Source organism: Microbacterium wangchenii, from assembly GCF_004564355.1.
Taxonomy (GTDB): domain Bacteria; phylum Actinomycetota; class Actinomycetes; order Actinomycetales; family Microbacteriaceae; genus Microbacterium; species Microbacterium wangchenii.
In genome coordinates this window covers 2,823,333-2,845,294 of sequence record NZ_CP038266.1, presented here as the reverse complement: position 1 = coordinate 2,845,294, position 21,962 = coordinate 2,823,333, and the positions used below count along the sequence as shown (strand labels likewise).

Below are 21,962 nucleotides of genomic sequence, written 5' to 3'. Positions count from 1 at the left end.
TTCGTCTGGTGAGAAAGTCGAAGACTGCCCGGCACGCGGAAGGGGGATGCGGTGGCGCAGGTTCTTCGCGCGCGTGCGCGCGGCGCCGAGGACGTCGAGTCCGTGTGGCGGCGCGTCGTGCCCTCCGCCCGGTTGGACGGAGCCGATCGGCGTCCGCTCGCGTTCGACTGGACCTCGGTGACCGTGCGCGGTCTCACCGTCGTCTCGTACGATCTCACCGCCTCCGTGCGTTCGGTCGTGCAGCCCGAGGACGAGTTGATGGCGTGCCGTGTGGTGACCGCCGACGGGTGGGTCGGCAACGACCACGAAGACCTCGACCCCTCGCTGCCCTGGCTGTCCACCGATCGGGGCATGCGCGCCCGGTGGGTGGGAAGGGCGCAGGTGCGCGCCTTGGTCCTGGATCGCCGGGAGGCCGAACACACCGCCCGCCGTATCTCGGGGGATGATCGGCTCGTGCTGCGGGCGACGGAGGCGCCGCCGACCAGCGTCGCGGCTGCACGGCAATGGGAACGGGCCTACCGGTACATCCGGGAATCCTCCGTGGCGGCCGCGACGGAGGAGAACGGCGACGGCGTGTGGGAGGCGGAGCTGCACCGGCATGCGACGCTGGCGACCCTGTCGGCCTTCTCGACCACGTTTCAGGAGGCGCTCGAACGTGCCGCCCAGACCCGGCCGGCACCGGCCACGGTCCGCCGGGCGATCGCGTTCATCGAGGCGCACGCGCAGGAGCCGATCACCGTGGACGACATCGCCACCGCGGCCCGCATCTCCACGCGGGGCCTGCAGTACGCCTTCCGGCGCTCGCGGGAGATGCCGCCCACCGAGTATCTGCGCTCGGTGCGCCTGGCGGGCGCGCACGACGACCTCGCCCATGGCGCGAGCGGGATCGCCACGGTCGCCCGCCGGTGGGGCTTCGGCAGCCCGTCCCGCTTCGCGGCGTACTACCGGCGCCGCTACGGCCACGCTCCCGCCGAGACGCTGCGCGACACGTAGGAATGCTTCGCATTCCGTCCCGCGCCTGCGCTCAACGGTTCCCCGTGGCCGGGCTTCGCGCGCCGTGCGCGAAGGTGGAAGGGCATCAGAGCGCGAGGGGTCCCGGTGGGAAAGTTCATCTACGAGGACCTCGTCCGGGTCGATTTCGAGGACCGGGTCCTTGCACATCTGCAGGTCGTGATCGGGAACAAGCTCAAACGCGGCGAGCCGTTCTACTTCCAATGGAAGGATGACGCCACCACCGGCGGCGGACGCAGCTCGGTGTGGATGCATCCGGCGGCTTCGTTCGCGTTCAAGTACTACGGCGGACGCCCCCCGTCCCTCAACCGCGCGTGGCTGGACGCCCTGATGTACACCGCCAACGCGCCCCACGGGCTGTACGTGGTGCCCGAGCCTCAGGGGAGTTCCGCCTCGCCGCAATGGGGGTGAACGGGCGGCGATAGTCCGGCGGCAGCAGGACTGTCAATCCCCGGTCGACGCATCGGATCGCCCGCCAAGCTCGGAACGTGGGGACGCGCTGGTCGCGTCCTGCGCGAGCGGAGGAGTGGTGACGGCATGAAGGCACTGACATGGCAGGGCAAGCGCAAGGTCGAGGTGCGGGACGCCCCGGATCCGCGGATCCAGGAGCCCACCGACGCGATCGTGCGCATCACGTCGACGGCCATCTGCGGCTCCGATCTGCACCTGTACGAACTGTTCGGCCCCTTCCTGGACCCCGGTGACATCCTCGGGCACGAAGCGATGGGCATCGTGGAGGAGGTCGGCTCCGACGTCACGACGCTCCGGCCCGGAGATCGGGTCGTCGTTCCCTTCAACATCGCGTGCGGGCACTGCTTCATGTGCCGCAGCGGCCTGCAGTCCCAGTGCGAGACGACACAGGTGACCGAGTACGGGTCGGGGGCGGCCCTCTTCGGCTACACCAAGCTGTACGGCCAGGTCCCCGGCGGGCAGGCCGGCATGCTGCGGGTGCCGCTGGCCGAGTACAACACCGTGCTCGTGGGCAAGGAGCTGCCCGATGACCGGTACCTCTTCCTCAGTGACATCCTCCCCACCGCATGGCAGGGCGTCGAATACGCGAACCTGCCGGACAACGGCACGCTCGTCGTGCTCGGGCTCGGGCCCGTGGGGCAGTTCGCCGCACGCATCGGGGTTCACCGCGGCCACCGCGTGATCGGCATCGACCCCGTGCCCGAGCGCCGTGAACTGGCGACGCGGTTCGGGGTGGAGGCGTGGGAGGACGACGATGCGCTCCAGCGCATCCGTGACGTGACCGAGGGTCGCGGCGCCGACGCCGTCATCGACGCGGTCGGGATGGAGGCGCACGGCAGCCCCGGCGTGCATCTCGCGCACCAGGCGATCGGCGCGCTGCCCGACGCCCTCGCCCGCCCGCTGATGGAACGCGCCGGCGTGGATCGCCTGGCCGCTCTGCACACCGGTATCGACATGGCGCGCCGCGGCGGCACGCTGTCGATCAGCGGCGTGTACGCCGGCGACGCCGATCTGCTGCCGATGAAGACGATGTTCGACAAGCAGCTGACGCTGCGGATGGGGCAGTGCAACGTCAAGCGGTGGATCGACGATCTGCTGCCCCTGGTCGAGGATCCTGCCGACCCCCTCGGCACCGAGCAGCTGGTCACGCACCGCGCGCCGCTGGAGAAGGCGCCCGAGCTCTACGGCACCTTCCAGCGCAAAGAGGACGGATGCATCAAGGTCGTGCTGCAGCCCTGAGGGGCCCTCGCGCAACCGGGGGAGCCGACGGCCTCAGTACTGGGCGCGTGCGGGCGCGTGTCGCGCGCGCAGGATGCGGTTCGAGGTGGCGGCGCGTGAGAGCCGGTCGCCGGCGTAGCGCACACCGCCGCGCGCACGCAGGATGAGCGCCGCCCATGCGGTCACGCCGCGCTCCAGCACCCACGCCGGCGCCCACAGCGCCGCGGTGGGCGGGAACACGCGCGCACCGCCGCCGCGTCGCCGCCCGACCTCCCCGATGACGATCGCCGCGCCCGCAAGCGCAGCCAGTACCGCCCGCCGCCGCCGGGCGAGCAGCAGAGCGGGGAGGATCGCGAGTTCGGCGACCAGCCGGCCGGGCTGGGCGAGGCTGTCATAGGCCTGCCGCACACGCTGACCCAGGAAATGGCGTATGGAGGGCGGGCGGCGCACCACGTAGAGATCGTGCAGGGCGCGCACGCGGCCGCCGCCGGCGCGGACGGTGCGTTCCATCTCGAGGTTTTCGAACAGCACGCCGGCGTCGTACCCACCGGTGGCCGTCAGCGCCGACCGGCGAACGCCGTACGTCCCCGGATAGTCCCCGCCCAGAGCGCGGTTGATGAGCGTCCGGCCGGTGTCCCAGCGAGCATGCCACGGCAGGGGGCGGAAGTGGTTCTGCGGCTTCACCAGGTCGGCGTCCGCCAGCGCCGCCACGACGCGGGCCAGCGCCGCCGCGTCGTACCGGACGTCGTCGTCGGCGAGCACGATGCGCTCGTGGCGGGCCGCCGCGATCCCCGTGAGCACCCCGCGCACCTTCCCGTTCGCGCCCGCACGCACGGCGACCGGGACATGGCGCACGGCGTCGCCCCACGCGGCGGCGTGCGCGGCGAACAGATCCGGATCGGATCCGTCCACCACGGTGACATCGATCCACTGCACCAACCGGTGCAGGTAGTCGGTGAGCTCCGCCACTCCCGCCTCGTCGCTCCACTTCAGCGGGAGGACGTACTCGGCGGTGATCCGCTGCGGGGCGTTCACTCGTCTGTGCGGAACCCCGCCGCCTTGTGGGTTCCGTCGCAGAACGGCTTGATCGTCGACAGTCCGCAGCGGCACAGGGCCACCGTGCGGCGCGTTCGGGGAATAGGTTCGCCGTCCGCAGTGCGCAGGTCGACATCGCCCCGGAGCAGGAGCGGACCGTCGGGGTACGCGGTGATGGTCACGCGCTCGTCGGTCATGCCGGTTCCCGCAACGATGACTCCGACCGCTCCCACGCGTCCAGCATGTGCGCGCCCACCCAGCCGTCCACGACGAGGCACGCCGATGCGCCGAAGAGGATGTCGGGCAGCAGCTCGGGGCGGTCCTCGGCGAGCGCGCCGGCCATGTCCCGGCCGGCGATCTGCTCGTGCACCGCATCGGCTTCGACGTGCTCGTCGAAGTAGTCCGTGACGTCTTCGCCGTAGCCCAGGCGCCGCAGCCCGTCGGCGTACTTCTTGTTGGGGATGGAGGAGGTCATCTCGAAAGCGGCGAGGTGGCCGACGATCGCCCCCAGCAGACGCCGGTTCAGCCCGAACATCGACATCGCGTTGTGCGAGGCGAGGGTGATCGCCGGCACCCGATCGACGTACGCGCCATAGGCGTCATCCAGCCCTGCGCCACGAAGGGATGCGGCGAACATGGCGGCGTGCATCCGCTCGGGCCGGCCTCCGCCGTACTCGTCGGACTGGATCTCGACGAGGGCAGCTTTCGCCCGGCCCCGCAGCCGGGGGATCGCCCACGAATGCGGGTCGGCCTCGCGTAGCGTGTAGATCGAGCGCTGGATGAGGAACTCCTGGGCCTGCTCGCGAGTGGCCTTGCGGAAGAGGTGCCGGGACAGGCTCGGTCCGGTGTCGGCGGAGGTCATCTCGAACAGCAGCCGTGCCACGGCGTCGGCGGTGGGCTCGGGAAGCGCAGGCACCGGCACGCTCGAGCGCAGTTCCGCCTCGAACGCCTGCTCCAGCATCCGTCGCGTCCGCACCAGCTCCGGGTCCCACTCCACATCCGCGGAGAAGCCGTCGATCGACCCGTACGCCGATGCGTACAGGGCGAACAGCGCCAGCTGGATGTCGTCGTCACGCGCGATGTCCTCGGCGCGGCCCAGGGCATCCGCGGCGGCGGCGACGTGCCCGGTTGCCTGGCCGTCGCCGGCCAGGGCGCGCAGGACGGCGTCGCTGAGCGGGCCTCGCGGGGAGAAGGGGACCCCCACGGCCGATGGGGCGAGATCGACGACGGTCACAGGCACTCCGTTCTGCAGGGTGAGACCCTTCCACTTTCCCCCGCCCGGTGCGGGTGCCGGGTGCCCTTGACAATCGTCGGCGGGTGAGCCACTCCGGTCCGGGCGCTGATTGTGCACGGAGAGGGCGCGCAAGGCAACCCCCGTGAGGATCCGCGGCATCGGCCGTTTCGTGGGCAGGCGCCGCCCGGCCTCCCAGCCACCCCCGTCGGCGCGGAGAGGACACACGATGTACTTCCACCGGCAAGAGCTGCAGCACAAGGCCACGCCCGACAAGCCGGATGCGGTCTACGCACGCAAACTCCAGGAGGTCCTGGGCGGACAGTACGGTGAGATCACCGTCGCCCTCCAGTACCAGTTCCAGGCATGGAACATGCACATCCCGGGCAAGTACCGCGACCTCGTCTTCGGCATCGGAGCGGAGGAGATGGGGCACGTGGAGATGCTCGCGGTCATGATCGCGCAGCTGCTGGAGAAGTCGCCGCTGGGCATCACCGAAGAGGCCGTGCAGGACGACCCCACCGTCGCCGCGGTGATCGGCGGCACCGACATCCAGCACGGCATCGTCGCGGGCGCCGGCGCGCGGCCGGTCGACAGCATGGGCAACCCGTGGCAGGGCAGCTACATCACCGCCAGCGGCAACCTCCTGGCCGACTTCCAGGCCAATGCGAACGCCGAGATGCAGGGGCGCGTGCAGGTCGCGCGGCTCTACCACATGACCGACGATCACGGCGTGCGGGACCTTCTCGCGTTCCTCCTGGCCCGCGACACCATGCACCAGAACCAGTGGCTGGCCGCCGCCGCGGAGCTGCAGGAGGAGGGCCTCGAGTCGCTCCCCGTGCCGAGCAACTTCCCGCTCGAGAAGGAGGATCGGACCGTGTCGTACCAGTACCTCAACTTCTCCGACGGTCAGGCCGCAGCCGAAGGCCGGTGGGCCTCCGGTCCCACGCCGGACGGCAAGGGCGAGTTCACCTATGTCGCCGAGCCGCAGTCGCAGGTGCCGATGCCGCCTCCCACGCACCCCGACTCGCGCTTCTACGGCACGACCGAGCTGCCCAACACGATGGAGAAGCTCGCCGGCCGCGCCCAGGACGCGCTGCACAAGGAATGAAATCCTCGCCCGATACGGCCTACCCGGCGATGCGGAGTGCGAAGGTCCCGCGCAGTCCGCTCGCCGGGCCCTACGGCCATCCGTTCCACCCCATCGCGGTGACCATCCCCATCGGCGCCTGGACGGCGACTCTCGTGTTCGATCTGCTCGGGCTCTTCGCCGAGAACCCCGCGCCTTACGCCATCGGTGCCCGCGTTCTGGTGATCATCGGGCTGGCCGGCGCACTCGTGGCGGTCGTGTTCGGACTGCTGGATCTGTCGCGCATCCCCCGCGGCACTCCGGCGCGCCATACGGCGCTCCTGCACGCGACGCTCAACGCGGGCGCGATCGTGCTGTTCGCCGTGGTGCTGGTGATCCGCTTCGCCGTCGGAGACGACATCTCGCCGTGGGCGCTGGCGATCACGGCGGCCGCTCTGCTCGTTCTCGGGTTCTCCGGATGGCTCGGCGGAAAGCTCTCCTACCGATGGGGCGTGCGCGTCGCGGATGAGACCACCCAACGGGAGGGTTACGTCGGGGCGTGACTCATTGCCGGCGCCGTCGGCCCGCCAGGGCGGCGGCGCCGGCGAGGGCCAGAGCGACCAGCCCGGCGCGCAGCCCGGGCGAGCGCCATCCGCCCGTCACGCGTCCGGCGTCATGGTGCGGCCGATCGAGCGTTCCCAGGGTGTCGTCGGCCGGGCGGCGGGTGAGACCGAGGGTCTCCATGGACAGGCGCACCACGTGGTCGAACACGCGGGGGAACGCCGCCGAGAAGGGGATCAGCGCGGACTGCACCCGGCCGACCGGCATCACCGGCGCCCCCCGGCCCCGCGTCGACCTCTCGACGGCCCGTGCCACCCGGAACGGCGACACCACCGGCGGGATGGGGCGCGGCACGCGACCGGTGAGGTTCGCCGCGCGCTGGTAGACGGCGGTGTCGATCGTGGCGGGGATGATCACGCGCACGTCGATTCCCCGTGCATCCAGCAGCTCCTGCCGGAGCGAGCCGGCGAAACCGAGCAGGCCGAACTTGCTCGCGGCGTACGCCGAGACGTACGGCGCCGTCACGCGCGAGTACAGGGACCCGATCAGGATGATGCGCCCCGACCCCTGCGCGCGGAAGACGGGGAGTACCCGGCGGACCCCGTCGATCTGGGCGATCAGGTTCGTCTCCAGGACCCGTCGGTACACGGCGGTGGGCGTCTGCTCGACCGTTCCGTACGCCAGCACCCCGGTGACGCCGATCCACACGTCGATCCGCCCGAAACGCTCCACCGCGCTGCGGACGACGGAGCCGAGGGCATCGGAGTCCGTCACATCGGCTGGCACGGCGAGGACTTGCGCCCCCAGCGCACGGCAGTGCTCGGCCGTCCGGGCCAGCGCCTCCTCGTCGCGCGCGACCACCACCAGGCGGTCGCCACGGCGGGCGAGCCGGTAGGCGACGGCGCGCCCGATCCCTCGCGAGGCACCCACGACGACCACGACCCGTCCGCGCTGTCCCATCCGTTCCTCCTTCATCGACCGCGACCGTACGGCGCTGATCCCGCGCGGGCGGAGAGGGTTGACAGGCTGCGGATGCGGCACCCGGGCGAGTACCAGGACGGGTGGCCGGAGGCAACCCCGTCCGCGCCGCGCCACCACCTCCCGCACAGTGTTGCCCATGACGCGTAACCCCGATGGTGTCTTCCCCGTCGCGGAGGGGGTGCTCCGCATCAGCCGTGCCGCGGTGAACTGCTACCTCATCGACGCGGACGACGGGCCGGTGCTCGTGGACGCCGGCCTGCCCCGCACGTGGCCGCTGCTGCGGGACGCGCTCTCCTCGATCGGGCGAGCTCCCGACGACCTGGCGGCGGTGTACCTCACGCACGGGCACTTCGATCACGTCGGCATGTGCGATCGGCTGTGGCACGACCACCACGTCCCCGTGCACGTGCACGACAAGGACGTCGCCCTCGCACGCCATCCGTACCGTTACGCCCACGAGCGACCACGTCTCACCTACCCCGTGCGTTACCCCGGCGCGCTGCCCGTGCTGGCCCGCATGGTGGCGGCCGGAGCGCTCGGCGTGCACGGAATCGACGCCCAGGGAGACGTGCGTCCGGGGGAGGTGCCGCCCCTGCCGGGCGGGCTGATCCCGGTCGCGTCCCCCGGCCACACCTACGGCCACTGCGCGTTCCATCTCCCCGACCGCGGTCTGCTCTTCTCCGGCGACGCGCTGGTCACCTATGACCCGTACACGGGGCGAACCGGTCCCCGGGTCGTCGCCCGTGCCGCAACGGCCGACGCCGATGCCGCTCTCGCCGCCCTCGACGCGCTCGCCGCCACGGCGGCAGGCGTCGTCCTGCCCGGTCACGGCGAGCCGTTCCGCCAGGGCGCAGCGGATGCCGCGGCCCACGCGCGGGCGGTGGGGATCGACTGATGACCGAAGCGGCGCACCCCGACGCGCTGCGCCGGCGGATCGCCCGGCGCGTCGCGGCAGCGCAGGCTGCGCTGCTTGCGACAGCGGCGTTCGCCGGTCTCCTTCCCGGCGCGACCATCCTCCTCGGGCTGCTCAGCTCGGACCCGCCGCTCGACGTGCTGCGGGCCGTCGGCGCCGTGCTTCTGGGGACAGCGGTCTTGCGCGAGAGCGCCGCCGCCATGAGCCGCGCCCTCCTGGTGGTCGGCGCCGCTGGTCTCGCGTTCGCGGGATGCACTCTGGTGGATCCCCACCTGGGTGGTCTGCTGACGGTGGGCGCGGCCCCGCTGGAAGGGGTCCTGTCCGCCGCGTTCGGGGCGGTGTCCCTTGCCACGGCGCGCATGGTGATGCGCCCGCGGGTCGCCTGACGGTCAGGGCACCAGCGCGAGGGCGAGACCGCCGGTTGCGCCGACCAGAACGACGGCCCACGACGGCCAACGCCACGCCGACAGCAGCACGAAGCATCCGAGCGCGAGCGCGAAGTCATCGGCGCCGCCGATGGCCGTGGTGAACAACGGCGTATACAGGGCGGCGCCGAGGATCCCCACGACGGCGGCATTCGCCCCGCGCAGCAGCGGCTCGGTCCACGTGCGCCGTCGCATCGCGCTCCAGAACGGCAGCACCCCCACCAGCAGGAGGAGCCCCGGAAGGAAGATCGCGGCGGTGGCCAGGCCCGCACCCAGGACGCCACCCGGGCCGACGTCGACGAGGGCGCCCAGGTAGGCGGCGAAGGTGAACAGCGGCCCGGGCAGCGCCTGGGCGGCGCCGTAGCCGGTGAGCACGGCATCCGCGCCGAGCCAGCCGCTGCCGACGACCGCCGTCTCCAGCAGGGGCAGGACGACGTGGCCGCCGCCAAAGACGAGGGAGCCGGCGCGGAAGAACGCGTCGAACAGCGCGACGCCACCCGCGCCGGTCGCGACTGCCAGCAGCGGCAGCGCCACCACGAGGACGGCGAACGCCGCGAGGCACGCCACGCCCGCCGCGTGCGGCACCCGGATCGGCGGCGAGGCGGGGGCGGTGCGGGGCAGCCCCCGGCACAGCAGCAACCCCGCCGCAGCGCCCAGCGCGATCGCGAGGAGCTGCCCGGCCGACCCGCCGGGGACCAGGGCGAGCAGCGCGGCCCCCGCGGCGATGGTGGCTCGCCGCGGGTCCGGGGCGAGGGTGCGTGCCATCCCCCACACCGCGTGCGCGACGATCGCGACGGCGACGAGGGTGAGTCCGTGCACCACGCCGGCGGCGATCGGCCCGGACAGCACCGCAGCGCCGGCAGCCAGCGCCACCATGATCACGACGGAGGGCAGCGTGAAGGCGGCGAAGGCGGCGAACGCGCCCCCGACGCCGGCCCGCATCAGGCCGAGGGCGAATCCCACCTGGCTCGAGGTAGGGCCGGGGAGGAACTGGCTCAGCGCGGCCAGATCGGCGTACCCGGCGTCGTCGAGCCAGCGGCGCCGCGCGACGAACTCCTCGCGGAAGTAGCCCAGGTGGGCGATGGGGCCGCCGAAGGACGTCAGCCCCAGCTTCAGGAAGGCGCGGAACACCTCGCCGATCGAGCCTCGCACCCATCCAGTCCACCACCGGCGGTTGAACCCCGGGTGAACGACCCGCCACGCACCCTGGGATGCTGGATGCATGCGCCACGAGCTCGCCGAGAAGGCCGACCACGAGTACGTCTCCCTCGTCACGTATCGCCGCAACGGCGATCCGGTGGCCACCCCGGTGTGGGTCGTGCGGGACGGTGACCGCCTGCTGGTGACCACCGGCGGCACGTCCGGCAAGGTCAAGCGGCTGCGGCACACCCCTCGCGTCACCGTCACCCCGTGCGACGTGCGCGGCAGGATCGCACCGGATGCGACGCCGGCGACCGCGCACGCGGTGGTCGACGCGAGTGAACAGACGCGCGCACGGCTGGACGCCGCTCTGAAGGCGAAGTACGGCATGAAGTACCGCCTGATCCGCGTCGGCCGGCGCAAGGACACCTCCTCCGTCGCTCTCGTGATCACCGACCCGGCGGAGTGACACCTCGCGACATGCCCCAGGATGGGCGTATGTCGCGCCTGACCCAGTGGATGGATGCGCGCCAGGTGCCGCTGGCCGTGGCGGGCATCGCAGCCGGTGCCGTGCTCGCGCTCGTGCTGCCCGCCGCCGCCCGTCCCCTCGAACACGCGATCACCCCCGTTCTCGCGGCCCTGCTGTACGTGACGTTCCTGGCCGTGCCGTTTCCGGCTCTGGCGGGGGTGTTCCGCGACGGGCGCCTGCTGGTCGCGGTCCTGGTGCTCAACTTCGCCGTCGTGCCCGCCGTCGTGTTCGGGCTGAGTCGCCTCGTCGCCCACGACAGCGCGCTCCTGATCGGCGTCCTCCTGGTCCTGCTCACGCCCTGCGTGGACTACGTCATCGTCTTCTCCGGGATGGCCGGCGGCGACCGCGAGCGGCTCCTCGTCGCCACTCCCGTGCTCACGATCGGCCAGATGGTGCTTCTGCCGGGGTACCTGTGGCTCCTGGGCGGGGAGCACACGCTCGCCGCCGTCGACCTCCGGCCGTTCGCCGAAGCATTCCTCCTCGTCGTCGCCGCTCCCGTGGGGCTGGCCGTCCTGACCCAGCTGCTGGGTCGCAGCCTCCCCCGGCTCCGCCGCACCGCCGACGCCGCCCAGGGCGGCGTCGTGCCGCTGATGGCGCTCACCCTGCTCGTCGTGGTCGCCTCCCAGGCCGCCCGTGCCGGCGGCGCCGTCACCGAATTGCTCCCGGTGGTCCCCGTGTTCGTGCTGTTCGCCATCGTGATGGTGCCCCTCGGAGCCGGGATCGCGCGCGCCGCGCGGCTCGACCGCCCCGGCCGTACGGCGGTCGTCTTCAGCGGTGTCACCCGCAACTCGCTGGTCGTCCTGCCGTTGGCCCTCGCGCTGCCTCCCGCACTGCACCTCGCGCCGCTCGTGGTGGTCACCCAGACTCTCGTGGAACTGCTCGTGATGGTGGTCCTCGTGGCGGTGTTCCGACGGATGCGGCGACCCGATGTCATGACGGCCGGAGCACTTCAGGGAAATCGCGCACCCCGGTAGCCAAGAGCCGGACGGGCACGTAGATTGCGCCTGACCGGACTACGCACCCGACACGCGATGGAGGAGACGGACATGGTCGACACTTCCCCTGGATCCGACCGCGACCATCGGATCGAGCACCTCACCACGGCGGAGTGCTGGGCGCTCCTGGAGCGGACGCGCATGGGCAGGCTGGCGCTGCTGGATGCGTCGGGTGCACCCGAGCTGTTCCCGGTGAACTACACCAGCCACGAGGGGTACCTCTACATCCGCACGGCCAACGACAGCAAGCTCCGCCACATCCGCGTCAATCCGGGCGTCGCCTTCGAGGTGGATGGGAACGAGGATGACATCCACTGGAGCGTCGTCGTGCGCGGCGACGCGGCGCAGGTCACCACCGACGACGAGATCCGTCGCAGCGGCGTGGCGCAGCTGACCACGGCGAGCATCACGATCAAGCCGTTCTACATCCGGCTGGCGCCGTCCGTGCTGACAGGGCGCCGGTTCCGCGAACGCGGCGCGGCCGGCCGGGAAGAACCCACCGCACCGCCGGTCGACCGCGGCGTGCCGCGGTCCACGCGCCCCAACCCCATTCCGCACCTGCCGCCGTTCGAGGAGTGAGCCGGGCGCCGTCAGTGACCGGCGTCGATCCCGTCGCTGAGCCGGTCGTGCAGCCGTGTGGTGGCCGCGTTCATGCCCTCGAAGGTCACGGTCTTGCCCAGGCGGGCGTACTTCGTCTGGATCGCGTCCAGCGCGGCGACGCTGGAGGCGTCCCACACGTGTGAGCGCGACAGGTCCACCACGACCCGCTCGGGGTCGCGCGTGTAGTCGAACTGCGTGGTGAGGTCGTTGCTGGAGGCGAAGAAGAGGGCGCCGTCGACGGTGTAACGCGCCACAGGGCCGGCCGCATCCGTCGCCGTCACGACCCGCGTCACGGTGGTGAAGTGGGCGACGCGCCTGGCGAACAGGAGCATCGCCGCGACGACCCCGACGCCCACTCCGATCGCGAGGTTGTGCGTCCAGACGGTCACCGCCACCGTCACCACCATGACGATCGTCTCGCTCTTGGGCATGCGGCGCAGGGTGCTCGGGCGGATGCTGTGCCAGTCGAAGGTGGCCACCGACACGACGATCATGACGGCGACGAGCGCTGCCATGGGGATGATCGCGACGATGTCGCCCAGCACCACGACGAGCACGAGCAGGAAGACCCCGGCCAGGAACGTGGAGATGCGCGTGCGGGCACCCGAGGCCTTGACGTTGATCATCGTCTGCCCGATCATCGCGCAGCCGCCCATCCCGCCGAACAGGCCCGACAGGATGTTCGCCGCCCCCTGACCGAGGGCCTCGCGGGTCTTGCGCGAATGCGTGTCGGTGATCTCGTCCACGAGCTTGGCGGTCATGAGCGATTCCAGCAGGCCCACGATCGCCATCGCGATGGCGAACGGGCCGATGATGCCGAGCGTCTCCCACGTCAGGGGGACGTTCGGGACGAACAATTCGGGCAGGCTCCGGGGCAGCTCGCCCTCGTCGCCCACGGTCGGGACGTTCAGGGAGAACACGACCGCGGCACCGGTGAGCAGGACGATCGCGACCAGTGGCGCGGGCACCACTCTGGTCAGGCGCGGCATGGCGTACATGATGAGGAGGCCCGCCGCCACCAGGGGATAGACCAGCCACGGCACGCCCACCAGGTGCGGCACCTGCGAGACGAAGATCAGGATCGCCAGCGCGTTGACGAACCCCACCATGACGCTGCGCGGCAGGAACCGCATGAGCTTCGCCACGCCCAGGGACGCCAGCGCCAACTGGATCACGCCGCCCAGGATGACCGTCGCGAGGAAGTAGTCGATGCCGTATTCGCGCGCGACCGGAGCGATGACCAGGGCCACCGCCCCCGTGGCGGCGGTGATCATGGCGGGACGGCCGCCCAGGAACGCGATCGTGACCGCCATGATGAACGACGCGAACAGCCCGTACCGCGGGTCGACACCGGCGATGATCGAGAACGCGATCGCCTCGGGGATGAGGGCGATCGCCACCACGAGACCGGCGAGCACTTCGCGCGTGAGCAGACGCGGGCTCCGCAGCGCCTGCCACACGGTCGGCTCGATGCGGTAGCGGGTGGCGGGTTCCGGCGCGGCGACGGCGGTCATCGTGCTCCTGTCGAGAAGGGCGTTCCGCCACGCATGCGAACGCACCGGACCGCAGGACGGTCGGTGACCGACGGAGGAGGAAGGGGCGCCGGCGAGCGCGGCGCACAGGCACTCTACCGGGGCGGCGCGGTCTCCTCCGCCGCGTCCGCGAGCTCGGCGATGAGGCGCTCGACGCGGCCGCGGATGTCGTCGCGGATGCGCCGAACGTCCTCGAGCCCCTGCCCGGCGGGATCGTCGAGCTGCCAGTCCTCGTACCTCTTGCCCGGGAAGATCGGGCACGCGTCGCCGCAGCCCATCGTGATGACGACGTCGGACTCGCGCACGGCATCGACCGTGAGCACCTTCGGGGCGTTGCCCGCGATGTCGATGCCCTCCTCGGCCATGGCGGCCACGGCGACCGGGTTGATGGCGTCCTTGGGCTCGGATCCGGCCGAGCGGACATCGATGCGGTCGCCGGCGAGCGCCTGCAGGTAGCCGGCGGCCATCTGCGAACGGCCGGCGTTGTGCACGCACACGAACAGCACGGTGGGTCGGGTCATGGTGCCATTCTCCCTCAGGATGGTATGAGCGGCGGGGTGCGGGGCGGGGGAGTGCGCCGCGCGCCGGTCGCCTCGAACGCCGCGGCGACGGCCAGCAGCGCGGCGTCGTCGTAGGCGCGACCGGCGAAGGTGAGCCCGACCGGCATGCCGATGTCGGGGAGGGTCCCCATCGGCACGGTGACCGTCGGCACGCCGCAGTGCCGGATCGCGAGGTTGCCGTTGGCCACCCACACGCCGTTGGCCCATGCGGCGTCGGCGGAGGCGGGGTTCACGTCGGCGTCGGCCGGGCCGATGTCGGCCATCGCCGGGAAGACCACGGCATCCAGCCCGTTGCGGTCCATCCACTCCTCGAGGTCGATGCGGCGCGTCTCCTCGAGCCCCCGCACGCCGTCGGCGAGGTGCGGGATGTCGGTGAACGAGGCCATGGGGTGGTCGCGCACGTGCCGGGGGTACGCGGAGATGTCGTCGTCGAAGCCCGAGTAGTGGTCGGTGAGCGCCCCCTCCGGGTGGGGGAAGATGAGCGCGCCGTCCACCCCTGCCAGCGACGGGAAGGCGGGGTCGCCGTTGGCGCGGAGGAAATCGTCCCACGCCCATGCCGACAGGTCGAGGATCTCGCGCGCGAGGAACTCCCGCGAAACCAGGCCTCGCGAGTGCAGGGTGGTCGCCCCCGGCCGGTCGCCCTCGTAGTTCGACACGAGGGGGAAATCCACCTCCACCACCGTGGCGCCGGCCGCTTCGAGATCCGCGCGTGCCCGCTCCCACAGGCGGATCACCGAATCGCGCGTGCGGATGCGGTGGCCCGTCGGCCCGCCGATGCCCAGGGTGGGCCCGGTCCCGGCCGCCTCGTCGGCGTTGATGTAGAGGCGGGGAACACCGAAGCGCCTGCCGGTGAGACGCGCGCGTGCGGCCGCCGCATCCGTGGGCGCCAGTGCGGGATAGGAGGCCGGCCGCAGCGCGGAAGCCGGGGGGATCGGCACCCACGGCTGCGCGCGCCAGAAGTCCCCGCGCGTCTCGGGGTCGTCGGCGACGATGACATCCAGCACCGCGAGGAGGTCAGCCATGGAACGGGTGTGCGGGACGACGACGTCCATCGTCGGGACGAGCGGCCAGTTGCCGCGCACCGAGATGATCCCGCGCGAGGGCGTGTAGGCGCACAGGGCGTTGCACGAGGCGGGCGCGCGGCCGCTGGACCACGTCTCCTCGCCGAGTCCGAACGCCGCGAAGCTCGCCGCCGTGGCGGTGCCCGACCCGTTGGAGGAGCCGGAGGCGAACGCCGAGGTGAGGAAGGCGGCGTTGTACGGGCTCTCCGCGCGCCCGTAGAGCCCCCGCTGCATGCCCCCGTTGGCCATCGGCGGCATGTTCGTCAGCCCGAGGCAGATCGCCCCGCCCGCGCGCAGGCGCTCAATCGTGAACGCGTCGCGCTGGGCGACGAGGTCGGCGAACGCGGGGCTTCCCGCCGCGGCGGTGAGCCCGCGGACGAGGAAGCTGTCCTTCGCCGTGTAGGGGATGCCGTCCAGCGGACCGAGCGTGCGCCCGACCGCGCGACGGGCGTCGGAGGCGGCGGCTTCGGCCTCGGCATCCGGGTTGCGCACGACGACGGCGTTGAGCGCGGTGTGCGTTCCTGGGCCGTCGTAGGCGTCGATGCGGTCGCGGTACGCGGCGACGAGGTCGACCGCAGTCGCGGTGCCCTCTGCCAGAGCGCGCTGCAGGTCGGCGATGGATGCTTCGTGCACCTCGATCATGCGGGCACCGCCGGCTGCTGCTGCGTGATGCAGTGGATGCCCCCGCCGCGCGCGAACAGCTCGCGCGCGTCGACGGTGACCACGCGCCGGCCCGGGTACACGTCGGTGAGGATGTCGCGCGCCCGCGCGTCGGCGACTTCCTCGCCGAAGCCGCACGCGATGACACCGCCGTTGACGACGAGGTGGTTGACGTAGCTCCAGTCCACGTACCCCTCGCCGTCACGCACCGTGGCGGGGGCGGGGAGATCGACGATCGTGAACGCCCGGCCCGCGGCATCCCTCTGGCCCGCGAGGTGGGCGCGGAGTTCGCGGGACACGGCGGAGTCGGGATGCTGCCGGTCGCGCTGGTCGTGCAGGAGCAGCGTCCCGGGCGAGGGGATCGTGGCCACGATGTCGACGTGGCCGCTGGTGCCGAACTCGCCGTAGTCGCGGGTCAGCCCGCGGGGGAGCCACACCGCGTGGGTGGCGCCGATCGTGCGGAGCATCTCGGCCTCCACGCGCGCCTTGTCGGCGTAAGGGTTGCGGCGCGGATCCAGCTGCACGGTCTCGGTGAGGAGGACCGTGCCGGCACCGTCGACGTGGAACCCGCCGCCCTCGTTCACCAGGAGCGAGCTGACGATCTCGGCCCCGGCGACGCCGGCGACGAGGCGGCCGTGCTCGGCCGAGAGGGACCACTGCGCCCAGCCGTGGTCGCCCCAGCCGTTGAAGGTCCAGTCCACCGCGCCCAGCACGCCGGGGCGGTCGTCGTCGACGACGAAGGTGGGACCGGCGTCGCGCATCCAGTACTCGTCCACGGGCGCCTCGATGATCTCGACGTCGGCGGACAGCATGCGGCGGGCCCGCGGCGTTTCGGAGGGGTCGACGACCATGGCGACCGGTTCGAACTCCGCCACAGCGTGGGCCACCGCCGTCCACGCGGCGTAGCCCGCTTCGCGCTCGCCGTCGGCGGCCCCCAGCGTGAGCCCCTCACGGGGGAACGACATCCACGTGCGCTCGTGCACCGCCGTCTCCGACGGCATGCGCCAGCTCATCGCTGCCTCTCCACCGCGGACCAGCGTGATCGGCCGGCCACGATCGTCTCGACCACGCGCGCGGTCAGGAGCGCGTCGGCTCCTGCGGCGAACGGGTCGGAGTCCAGGATCACGAGGTCGGCGGCGAACCCCGGCGCGATGCGTCCCCGCCACGCGCCGTCACCCACCGACGCCGCCGCGTCGCGGGTGGCGTGGCCGATCGCACGGTCCAGGGGCACGGCGTACTGCGGATGCACGGCCGGCACCGAGGGATCCAGCGCCGAGGCGCGCGTGGATGCCACATACATATTGGCGAGCGGGTCGTACGGAGCGGTGGGGGCATCGGTGGAGAAGGCCAGCAGCGCACCGGCGTCTTCGTACTCCGGCCACGAGAAGGCGCGCTCCACCCGCTCGTCGCCGAGCATCTCCGCCCAGTTGGCGAAGATGGCCGGGTCGGCATGCACGGGCTGCATGGATGCGGTGACCCCGAGGCGCGCCATCCGCTCGGCCGTACCCGGAGCGGCGTATTCGAGGTGCTCGATGCGGTGACGGCGCGGACGATCGCCGTTGGCGCGCACGGCGTGCTCGATGGCGTCCAGCGCGATGTCGCTCGCGCGGTCGCCGATCGCATGCATCGCGATCTGCAGTCCCCTCGCGTCCGCGGCGGTCACCACCGGCGCGAGCTGCTCGAGGCTCCAGATCGGCTCCGCGTCGGATCCGTCGGCGTAGGGGCTGCCCATCGCGGCGGTGCACGCGTCGATGACGCCGTCGAGCACGAGCTTGATTCCCACGACGCGCAGCCACGGCGTCGACGGGGCCGAGGCGAGCTCGGCGGCCCGCGCGAGCTGGCCGATGTTGGCTGCTTCGTCACCGGTGTTGGCGACGAACCAGTGCGCCGCCACGCGGATCGGCAGCTCTCCGCCGTACCGCGCCTGCGCGCGTTCGAAGGCGGCCAGGCCCAGTTCGTCGAACGCCATGTCGACCACGCCGGTCACCCCGGCCGCCAGATACGCCCCGATGACGCGGTCCACGGCGGCATCGCGCTCGCCGTCGGTCGTGGTGGCGTCCCGGTGCGCCCACGCGTACTGCTGCGCCGCCGTCTCGTACAGCATCCCGTCGGGCTCCCCGTCCTCGTCGCGGCCGATGGAGCCGCCGAGGGGGTCGGGGGTCTCGCGCGTGATGCCCAGCTCGGCCAGTGCCGCGGTGTTCACCCAGCACGAGTGGTAGTCGTTCGCATCGAGGTACACCGGCACATCGGGCACGACGGCGTCGATCATGTGGCGCGTGGGCCTTCCGCCGGGCACGGCGTCGAAGAGCCAGCCTCGGCCCCGCAGCACGGTCGTCTCCGGCGCGTCCCGGCGCGCGGCGGCGAGCAGCCGCTGGATGTCATCGATGCCGGCGGCGGCGGTGAGGGCCACTTGGCCGAGGGCCGCGCCCATCATGAGGACGTGCGTGTGGGCGTCGGTGAAGCCGGGGAGCACCAGGCGCCCCGCCAGGTCGACCACCGCGGCCGGATCGGGCACGGCTTCGCGCACATGGGTGTCGTCGCCGACGGCCACGATCTCCGACCCGTCCACCGCGAAGGCGTCCGCCCACGCGCGGGTGGGGTCGGGATCGGCGGTGAAGACGCGCCCGTTGCGGTAGATGGTGGCGCTCATGCCGCGGCCTCCGCGGCGGCGGCGCGCTCCAGGCGGCGCGAGAGAACCGCGATGACGCCGGCGGGTACCGCCAGGACGAAGCTCGTCACACCCAGGGTGATGGCGAAGCCCTGGTACCCGAGGGCGGCCACGATCGCCGCACCGATCACGGGGGTCAGCGCCGACCCCACGAGATAGACCGCCAGGAGGGGCCCCGACCACCGGCCGTGGGCGTCGAGGCCGGCGGAGGTCGCGACGAAGTACATGAACGCGATCGCGTAGATCGTGTTCCACGCCACGAACAGCACGATGAAGACGGTCGGGTCGGAGACGAACCCCTGGGTGATCTTCAGGATGCCGCCCACGATCAGGAGGACGACCAGCGGCACGGCCCGCCCCAGGCGGTCGCCCACCAGGATGAGCGCGAGCGACCCGAGCAGGCCTCCCGCGGTCGATGCGCTGAGGGCGATGCCGAGCCCTTCCGCGGTGAGTCCGGTGAGATCCGCGCCGAGCACTCCGGCCATCGCCCACAGCGAGTCCTCGCTCACGGCCCACAGGGCGAAGACGACGAGGAGGGAGAATCCGGCGATCGTCACGGTGCGGGAGGGGACCGCTGCGGTGCGCGTCGTGCCGGTGGCGGGCACGACGATCGGCATCGCCTCGGCCACGGCAGCGCCGGCGTGCGCGTCGGGCGCGGGGGCGTCGGGCAGCCACCCGGTCAGCAGCAGGCCGATGAGACTGAACAGCCCCAGCGCACCGAACACCTGCAGGGGGGCCAGCCCGATGACGGGGACGACGGCCAGCACGATCGTGATCACGCCGCGATTGGACAGGCCGTTCAGACCGGCCACCCGGTCGGGGTTGCGGAAGGCGGCGAGGGCGGCGCCCGAGGCGGCCACGGCTCCGCCGGCTCCCGCGCCGCCCAGCAGCAGCCCCGGGAGGATGAGGGCGGGGACGAGGGCGGCCAGCACGAAACCGGCGAGGGCGATCCCCAGTCCGATGCGCGCCACCATGCGCCGGCGCCCGCCGGCGCACAGGGGAGCGACCGCGAGGCCGGTGATGGCGGTCAGCAGCAGCGTGGCGGTCACGAGCCAACTGGCGGCCAGGACGTCCAGCCCGAGGCCGGTCTGCACCGCCGTGATCATGTACGGCGAGAGGTTGACGCCGAGGTACCCGGCGATCGCGATGGCGAAGGTCGCCGTGGCGGTGGGCACGCGCAGGGGGAGGCGCGCGGTGTGCTGCCCCGCGCGTGCGAGATCGGAGGTGGAAGACAAGGCAGGGCCTTTCGGGACGGTCGCGAGGTCTCGCGACGATGCGGCTGGTGTGCTCCGGGCCCGCGGCGGGTTCGCTCCGGATGCGGCGAGCGTATGAAGTGGATGTTTCCCACGTGTCGACACTGACGTTTCGGTCATGTTAAACGATTAAGTAGGGGTGCCCGCAAGAGGCGGATCCGGATTCATGTCGGGTACTGTCGACGCTCATGGCAGCGCACAAGGCGACTCTCCGCGACGTGGCTGCCGCGGCCGGGGTGTCCACCGCGGCGGCATCGTTCGCCCTGCGGGGCAAGGCGGGGGTGTCGCCGGGAACCCGGGCGCGCGTGCTCGGCGTCGCGCGGGAGCTCAACTACGAGGTGAATCTGCCCGCCCGCAGTCTGCGCACCTCCCGGTACGGGGCGATCGGTCTCTATCTGCCCGTAGGGGCCAGTCGGGCGACGTACTACACCGAGTTCGCCTTCGGCGTCGTGGACGCCGCGGAGGAGCAGGGGCTGTCGGTCATCCTGCTCCCGCACGCGGGTTCGGGGCAGCCTCCGATCGCCTTCGTGGACGGGTTCATCGTGGTGGATGCGTCCGCCTCCGACCCGGGGGTGCGAGGCATGCTGAAGGACGGTCGCCCCGTCGTCAGCGGCGAGCACGTCGAGTCGGCCGCGCGGGCCGTCTCAGCCAGCGTCGTGTCCGATCACGACGCGGCGATGCACCGGCTGCTGGATCATCTGGCCGCTCAGGGGGCGGCCCGCATCGCCGTGCTGCTGCCTCCGGAGACGACGGCGTGGGGCCGTCAGGTCGCCGGCGCGTACGCGGCGTGGTCGGCCGCGCGGGGCCGGTCTCCGGTGGCGGTGCACATCGGCTTCGTGCCGACCGTGCCCGAGGTGGAGGCGGCCGCGCATGCGGTGCTGTCCGATCCCGCCGTCGACGCCCTCGTGGTGGTGCCCAGCGGATCGGCGGCGCCGGCGCTGTCCGCCGCGGTGCGTGCCGGGCGCGTCGTCGGCGGTGACCTGCTGCTGGCGGCCTATGTGGACGAGCCCGTCCATACTCTGCTCTCGCCGACTGTCACGGCCTTCGACCTGAACGCGCGCGACTTCGGCGGGGAGTGCCTGCGACTGCTCGTGGCGGCGCTGGCCGGTGGGGTGCCGGCCGGCGGTGACGATCCGGTGATCCGGATGACCGTCCCGAGCCTCGTCGTCCGGGAGAGCTCGACGCGCAGCGCCCCGCCCTGATCGGGGCGCCCTCGGTCAGGCGGCCTGCCGCGGCGAATGGACGATCAGCACGGGGCACGCCGCGTACTGTGCGCACGCCGTGCTGACCGAGCCGAGCAGGAGTCCGACGAAACCGCCGTGGCCCCGGCTGCCGAGCACCAGCATGCCGGCGCCGGAGCTCTCGCGGATGAGGGTGGGCGCGGTGGGACCGGCGATCACCCGCCGGCCCAGGGGAGGCGGATCGTCGCCGAAGGCCGACGTGATCGCGGCATCCAGGGTCGTGTGCGCCTCCTGTTCGGGCGACCACGTCTGCATCGCCCCGGTGGTGGCCAATGGGGGATAGGACCACACGACGACCGCCTCCAGCGGCACGGCCAGCGCGGAGGCCAATCGCGCCGCGTGCCGGAGCGCGTCGACCGACGACTCCGACCCGTCGACGCCGACGATGATGCGCTGTCCTGACTCCGCTGCGTCCATGAAGCCACCATGGCACCGGCCCTCGGAATGGCAAGGGACTTAGGTCACGGGCATCGCCGTCGCGCTTGTGCAAGATACGGTAGGGGGGTATGGTATGAGTATGAACGGCTACGTGGCGGACAAGGACGTGCTCCTCAAGCGGCTGCGCCGCGCGGAGGGGCAGGTGCGCGGCATCGCGCGGATGGTCGAGGAGGAGAAGTACTGCATCGACATCCTCACTCAGGTCTCCGCCGCCACGAAGGCGCTGGAGGGCGTCGCGCTCTCGCTGCTGGGCGATCACCTCACCCACTGCGTCGCCGAGGCGAGTGCCGAGGGCGGCCCGGTGGCCCAGGAGAAGATCCGCGAGGCCAACGAGGCCATCGCCCGCCTGGTCCGCTCCTGATCCACCCCA

Annotated in this window: 24 protein-coding genes; 12 read left to right on the top strand and 12 right to left on the bottom strand. The window is 72.1% G+C overall.

What is annotated here, in order from left to right:
- Nucleotides 1-51: 51 nt before the first annotated feature.
- The 3 genes from E4K62_RS13770 to E4K62_RS13760 all read left to right on the top strand — a co-directional run bounded on the left by E4K62_RS13770 (nt 52) and on the right by E4K62_RS13760 (nt 2,721).
- Nucleotides 52-993: a helix-turn-helix transcriptional regulator gene (locus tag E4K62_RS13770; protein WP_135068362.1), complete on the top strand. Its 942-nt coding sequence runs from the start codon at nt 52-54 to the stop codon at nt 991-993.
- Nucleotides 994-1,098: 105 nt separating this feature from the next.
- Complete coding sequence (locus E4K62_RS13765) at nt 1,099-1,422, top strand: DUF7882 family protein (RefSeq protein ID WP_135068360.1); 324 nt, start codon at nt 1,099-1,101, stop codon at nt 1,420-1,422.
- Nucleotides 1,423-1,548: 126 nt separating this feature from the next.
- The gene (locus tag E4K62_RS13760) at nt 1,549-2,721 is read left to right on the top strand and encodes an alcohol dehydrogenase catalytic domain-containing protein (RefSeq protein WP_135068359.1); all 1,173 of its coding nucleotides are present in this window, start codon (nt 1,549-1,551) and stop codon (nt 2,719-2,721) included.
- Between the two features lie 33 nt (nt 2,722-2,754).
- Here E4K62_RS13760 and E4K62_RS13755 read toward each other — a convergent pair whose 3' ends face one another.
- Genes E4K62_RS13755 through E4K62_RS13745 form a run of 3 tightly spaced genes read right to left on the bottom strand, consistent with a single transcriptional unit; the run spans nt 2,755 to nt 4,969 of the window.
- Nucleotides 2,755-3,735, bottom strand: a complete 981-nt coding sequence (locus E4K62_RS13755; protein ID WP_135068357.1) for a glycosyltransferase family 2 protein — start codon at nt 3,733-3,735, stop codon at nt 2,755-2,757.
- Entirely contained in the window at nt 3,732-3,932 is a 201-nt protein-coding gene (locus E4K62_RS13750) for a CDGSH iron-sulfur domain-containing protein (protein ID WP_135068355.1), read from the bottom strand. The genes E4K62_RS13755 and E4K62_RS13750 overlap by 4 nt, the downstream gene beginning before the upstream one ends.
- Complete coding sequence (locus E4K62_RS13745; RefSeq protein ID WP_240742702.1) at nt 3,929-4,969, bottom strand: iron-containing redox enzyme family protein; 1,041 nt, start codon at nt 4,967-4,969, stop codon at nt 3,929-3,931. The genes E4K62_RS13750 and E4K62_RS13745 overlap by 4 nt, the downstream gene beginning before the upstream one ends.
- A 226-nt stretch (nt 4,970-5,195) precedes the next feature.
- On the opposite strand from E4K62_RS13745, the gene E4K62_RS13740 reads away from it, so the two are divergent.
- Both E4K62_RS13740 and E4K62_RS13735 read left to right on the top strand, forming a co-directional pair.
- Complete coding sequence (locus E4K62_RS13740; protein ID WP_135068350.1) at nt 5,196-6,077, top strand: manganese catalase; 882 nt, start codon at nt 5,196-5,198, stop codon at nt 6,075-6,077.
- Nucleotides 6,078-6,175: 98 nt separating this feature from the next.
- Nucleotides 6,176-6,598, top strand: a complete 423-nt coding sequence (locus E4K62_RS13735; RefSeq protein WP_240742701.1) for a DUF2231 domain-containing protein — start codon at nt 6,176-6,178, stop codon at nt 6,596-6,598.
- Nucleotide 6,599: 1 nt separating this feature from the next.
- Here E4K62_RS13735 and E4K62_RS13730 read toward each other — a convergent pair whose 3' ends face one another.
- Nucleotides 6,600-7,556: an SDR family NAD(P)-dependent oxidoreductase gene (locus E4K62_RS13730; RefSeq protein WP_167747795.1), complete on the bottom strand. Its 957-nt coding sequence runs from the start codon at nt 7,554-7,556 to the stop codon at nt 6,600-6,602.
- A 157-nt stretch (nt 7,557-7,713) separates the two neighbouring features.
- Here E4K62_RS13730 and E4K62_RS13725 point away from each other — a divergent pair, with 157 nt between their 5' ends.
- Complete coding sequence (locus E4K62_RS13725; protein WP_135068344.1) at nt 7,714-8,472, top strand: MBL fold metallo-hydrolase; 759 nt, start codon at nt 7,714-7,716, stop codon at nt 8,470-8,472.
- Nucleotides 8,472-8,876 carry a hypothetical protein gene (locus E4K62_RS13720; RefSeq protein ID WP_135068342.1) on the top strand — a complete coding sequence of 135 codons (405 nt, stop codon included), beginning with the start codon at nt 8,472-8,474 and terminating at the stop codon, nt 8,874-8,876. The genes E4K62_RS13725 and E4K62_RS13720 overlap by 1 nt, the downstream gene beginning before the upstream one ends.
- A gap of 3 nt (nt 8,877-8,879) precedes the next feature.
- On the opposite strand, the gene chrA is transcribed toward E4K62_RS13720, so the two are convergent.
- Nucleotides 8,880-10,067 carry a chromate efflux transporter gene (chrA, locus tag E4K62_RS13715; protein WP_240742700.1) on the bottom strand — a complete coding sequence of 396 codons (1,188 nt, stop codon included), beginning with the start codon at nt 10,065-10,067 and terminating at the stop codon, nt 8,880-8,882.
- 70 nt (nt 10,068-10,137) lie between these two features.
- Between chrA and E4K62_RS13710 the strand changes: the two genes are divergently transcribed.
- From E4K62_RS13710 to E4K62_RS13700, 3 genes are all read left to right on the top strand, one after another.
- Nucleotides 10,138-10,524 carry a PPOX class F420-dependent oxidoreductase gene (locus E4K62_RS13710; protein WP_135068338.1) on the top strand — a complete coding sequence of 129 codons (387 nt, stop codon included), beginning with the start codon at nt 10,138-10,140 and terminating at the stop codon, nt 10,522-10,524.
- 29 nt (nt 10,525-10,553) lie between these two features.
- Nucleotides 10,554-11,558, top strand: coding sequence for an arsenic resistance protein (locus E4K62_RS13705; protein ID WP_135068336.1), 1,005 nt, complete (start codon nt 10,554-10,556; stop codon nt 11,556-11,558).
- Nucleotides 11,559-11,630: 72 nt separating this feature from the next.
- Entirely contained in the window at nt 11,631-12,158 is a 528-nt protein-coding gene (locus tag E4K62_RS13700; protein ID WP_167747794.1) for a pyridoxamine 5'-phosphate oxidase family protein, read from the top strand.
- 11 nt (nt 12,159-12,169) lie between these two features.
- On the opposite strand, the gene E4K62_RS13695 is transcribed toward E4K62_RS13700, so the two are convergent.
- The 6 genes from E4K62_RS13695 to E4K62_RS13670 form a co-directional block, all read right to left on the bottom strand.
- Nucleotides 12,170-13,693, bottom strand: coding sequence for a SulP family inorganic anion transporter (locus tag E4K62_RS13695; RefSeq protein ID WP_135068332.1), 1,524 nt, complete (start codon nt 13,691-13,693; stop codon nt 12,170-12,172).
- Between the two features lie 113 nt (nt 13,694-13,806).
- A complete protein-coding gene (locus E4K62_RS13690) occupies nt 13,807-14,232 on the bottom strand; it encodes an arsenate reductase ArsC (protein ID WP_135068330.1) in 426 nt (141 codons plus the stop codon).
- Nucleotides 14,233-14,246: 14 nt separating this feature from the next.
- Nucleotides 14,247-15,974, bottom strand: a complete 1,728-nt coding sequence (locus E4K62_RS13685; protein WP_135068328.1) for an amidase — start codon at nt 15,972-15,974, stop codon at nt 14,247-14,249.
- Nucleotides 15,971-17,005 carry an agmatine deiminase family protein gene (locus E4K62_RS13680; protein WP_135068325.1) on the bottom strand — a complete coding sequence of 345 codons (1,035 nt, stop codon included), beginning with the start codon at nt 17,003-17,005 and terminating at the stop codon, nt 15,971-15,973. Before E4K62_RS13680 ends, E4K62_RS13685 begins: the two co-directional genes overlap by 4 nt.
- Nucleotides 17,002-18,642 carry an amidohydrolase gene (locus tag E4K62_RS13675; protein WP_135068323.1) on the bottom strand — a complete coding sequence of 547 codons (1,641 nt, stop codon included), beginning with the start codon at nt 18,640-18,642 and terminating at the stop codon, nt 17,002-17,004. Before E4K62_RS13675 ends, E4K62_RS13680 begins: the two co-directional genes overlap by 4 nt.
- Nucleotides 18,639-19,895 (bottom strand): MFS transporter, encoded by a 1,257-nt coding sequence (locus E4K62_RS13670; RefSeq protein ID WP_135068321.1) that lies wholly within the window; start codon nt 19,893-19,895, stop codon nt 18,639-18,641. The genes E4K62_RS13675 and E4K62_RS13670 overlap by 4 nt, the downstream gene beginning before the upstream one ends.
- A gap of 206 nt (nt 19,896-20,101) precedes the next feature.
- Here E4K62_RS13670 and E4K62_RS13665 point away from each other — a divergent pair, with 206 nt between their 5' ends.
- On the top strand, nt 20,102-21,115 hold the full coding sequence (locus tag E4K62_RS13665) for a LacI family DNA-binding transcriptional regulator (protein WP_135068319.1): 1,014 nt from the start codon (nt 20,102-20,104) through the stop codon (nt 21,113-21,115).
- Between the two features lie 15 nt (nt 21,116-21,130).
- On the opposite strand, the gene E4K62_RS13660 is transcribed toward E4K62_RS13665, so the two are convergent.
- Nucleotides 21,131-21,571, bottom strand: a complete 441-nt coding sequence (locus E4K62_RS13660; RefSeq protein ID WP_135068317.1) for a universal stress protein — start codon at nt 21,569-21,571, stop codon at nt 21,131-21,133.
- Between the two features lie 100 nt (nt 21,572-21,671).
- Here E4K62_RS13660 and E4K62_RS13655 point away from each other — a divergent pair, with 100 nt between their 5' ends.
- Nucleotides 21,672-21,953, top strand: a complete 282-nt coding sequence (locus E4K62_RS13655) for a metal-sensitive transcriptional regulator (RefSeq protein ID WP_135068315.1) — start codon at nt 21,672-21,674, stop codon at nt 21,951-21,953.
- Nucleotides 21,954-21,962 lie beyond the last annotated feature (9 nt).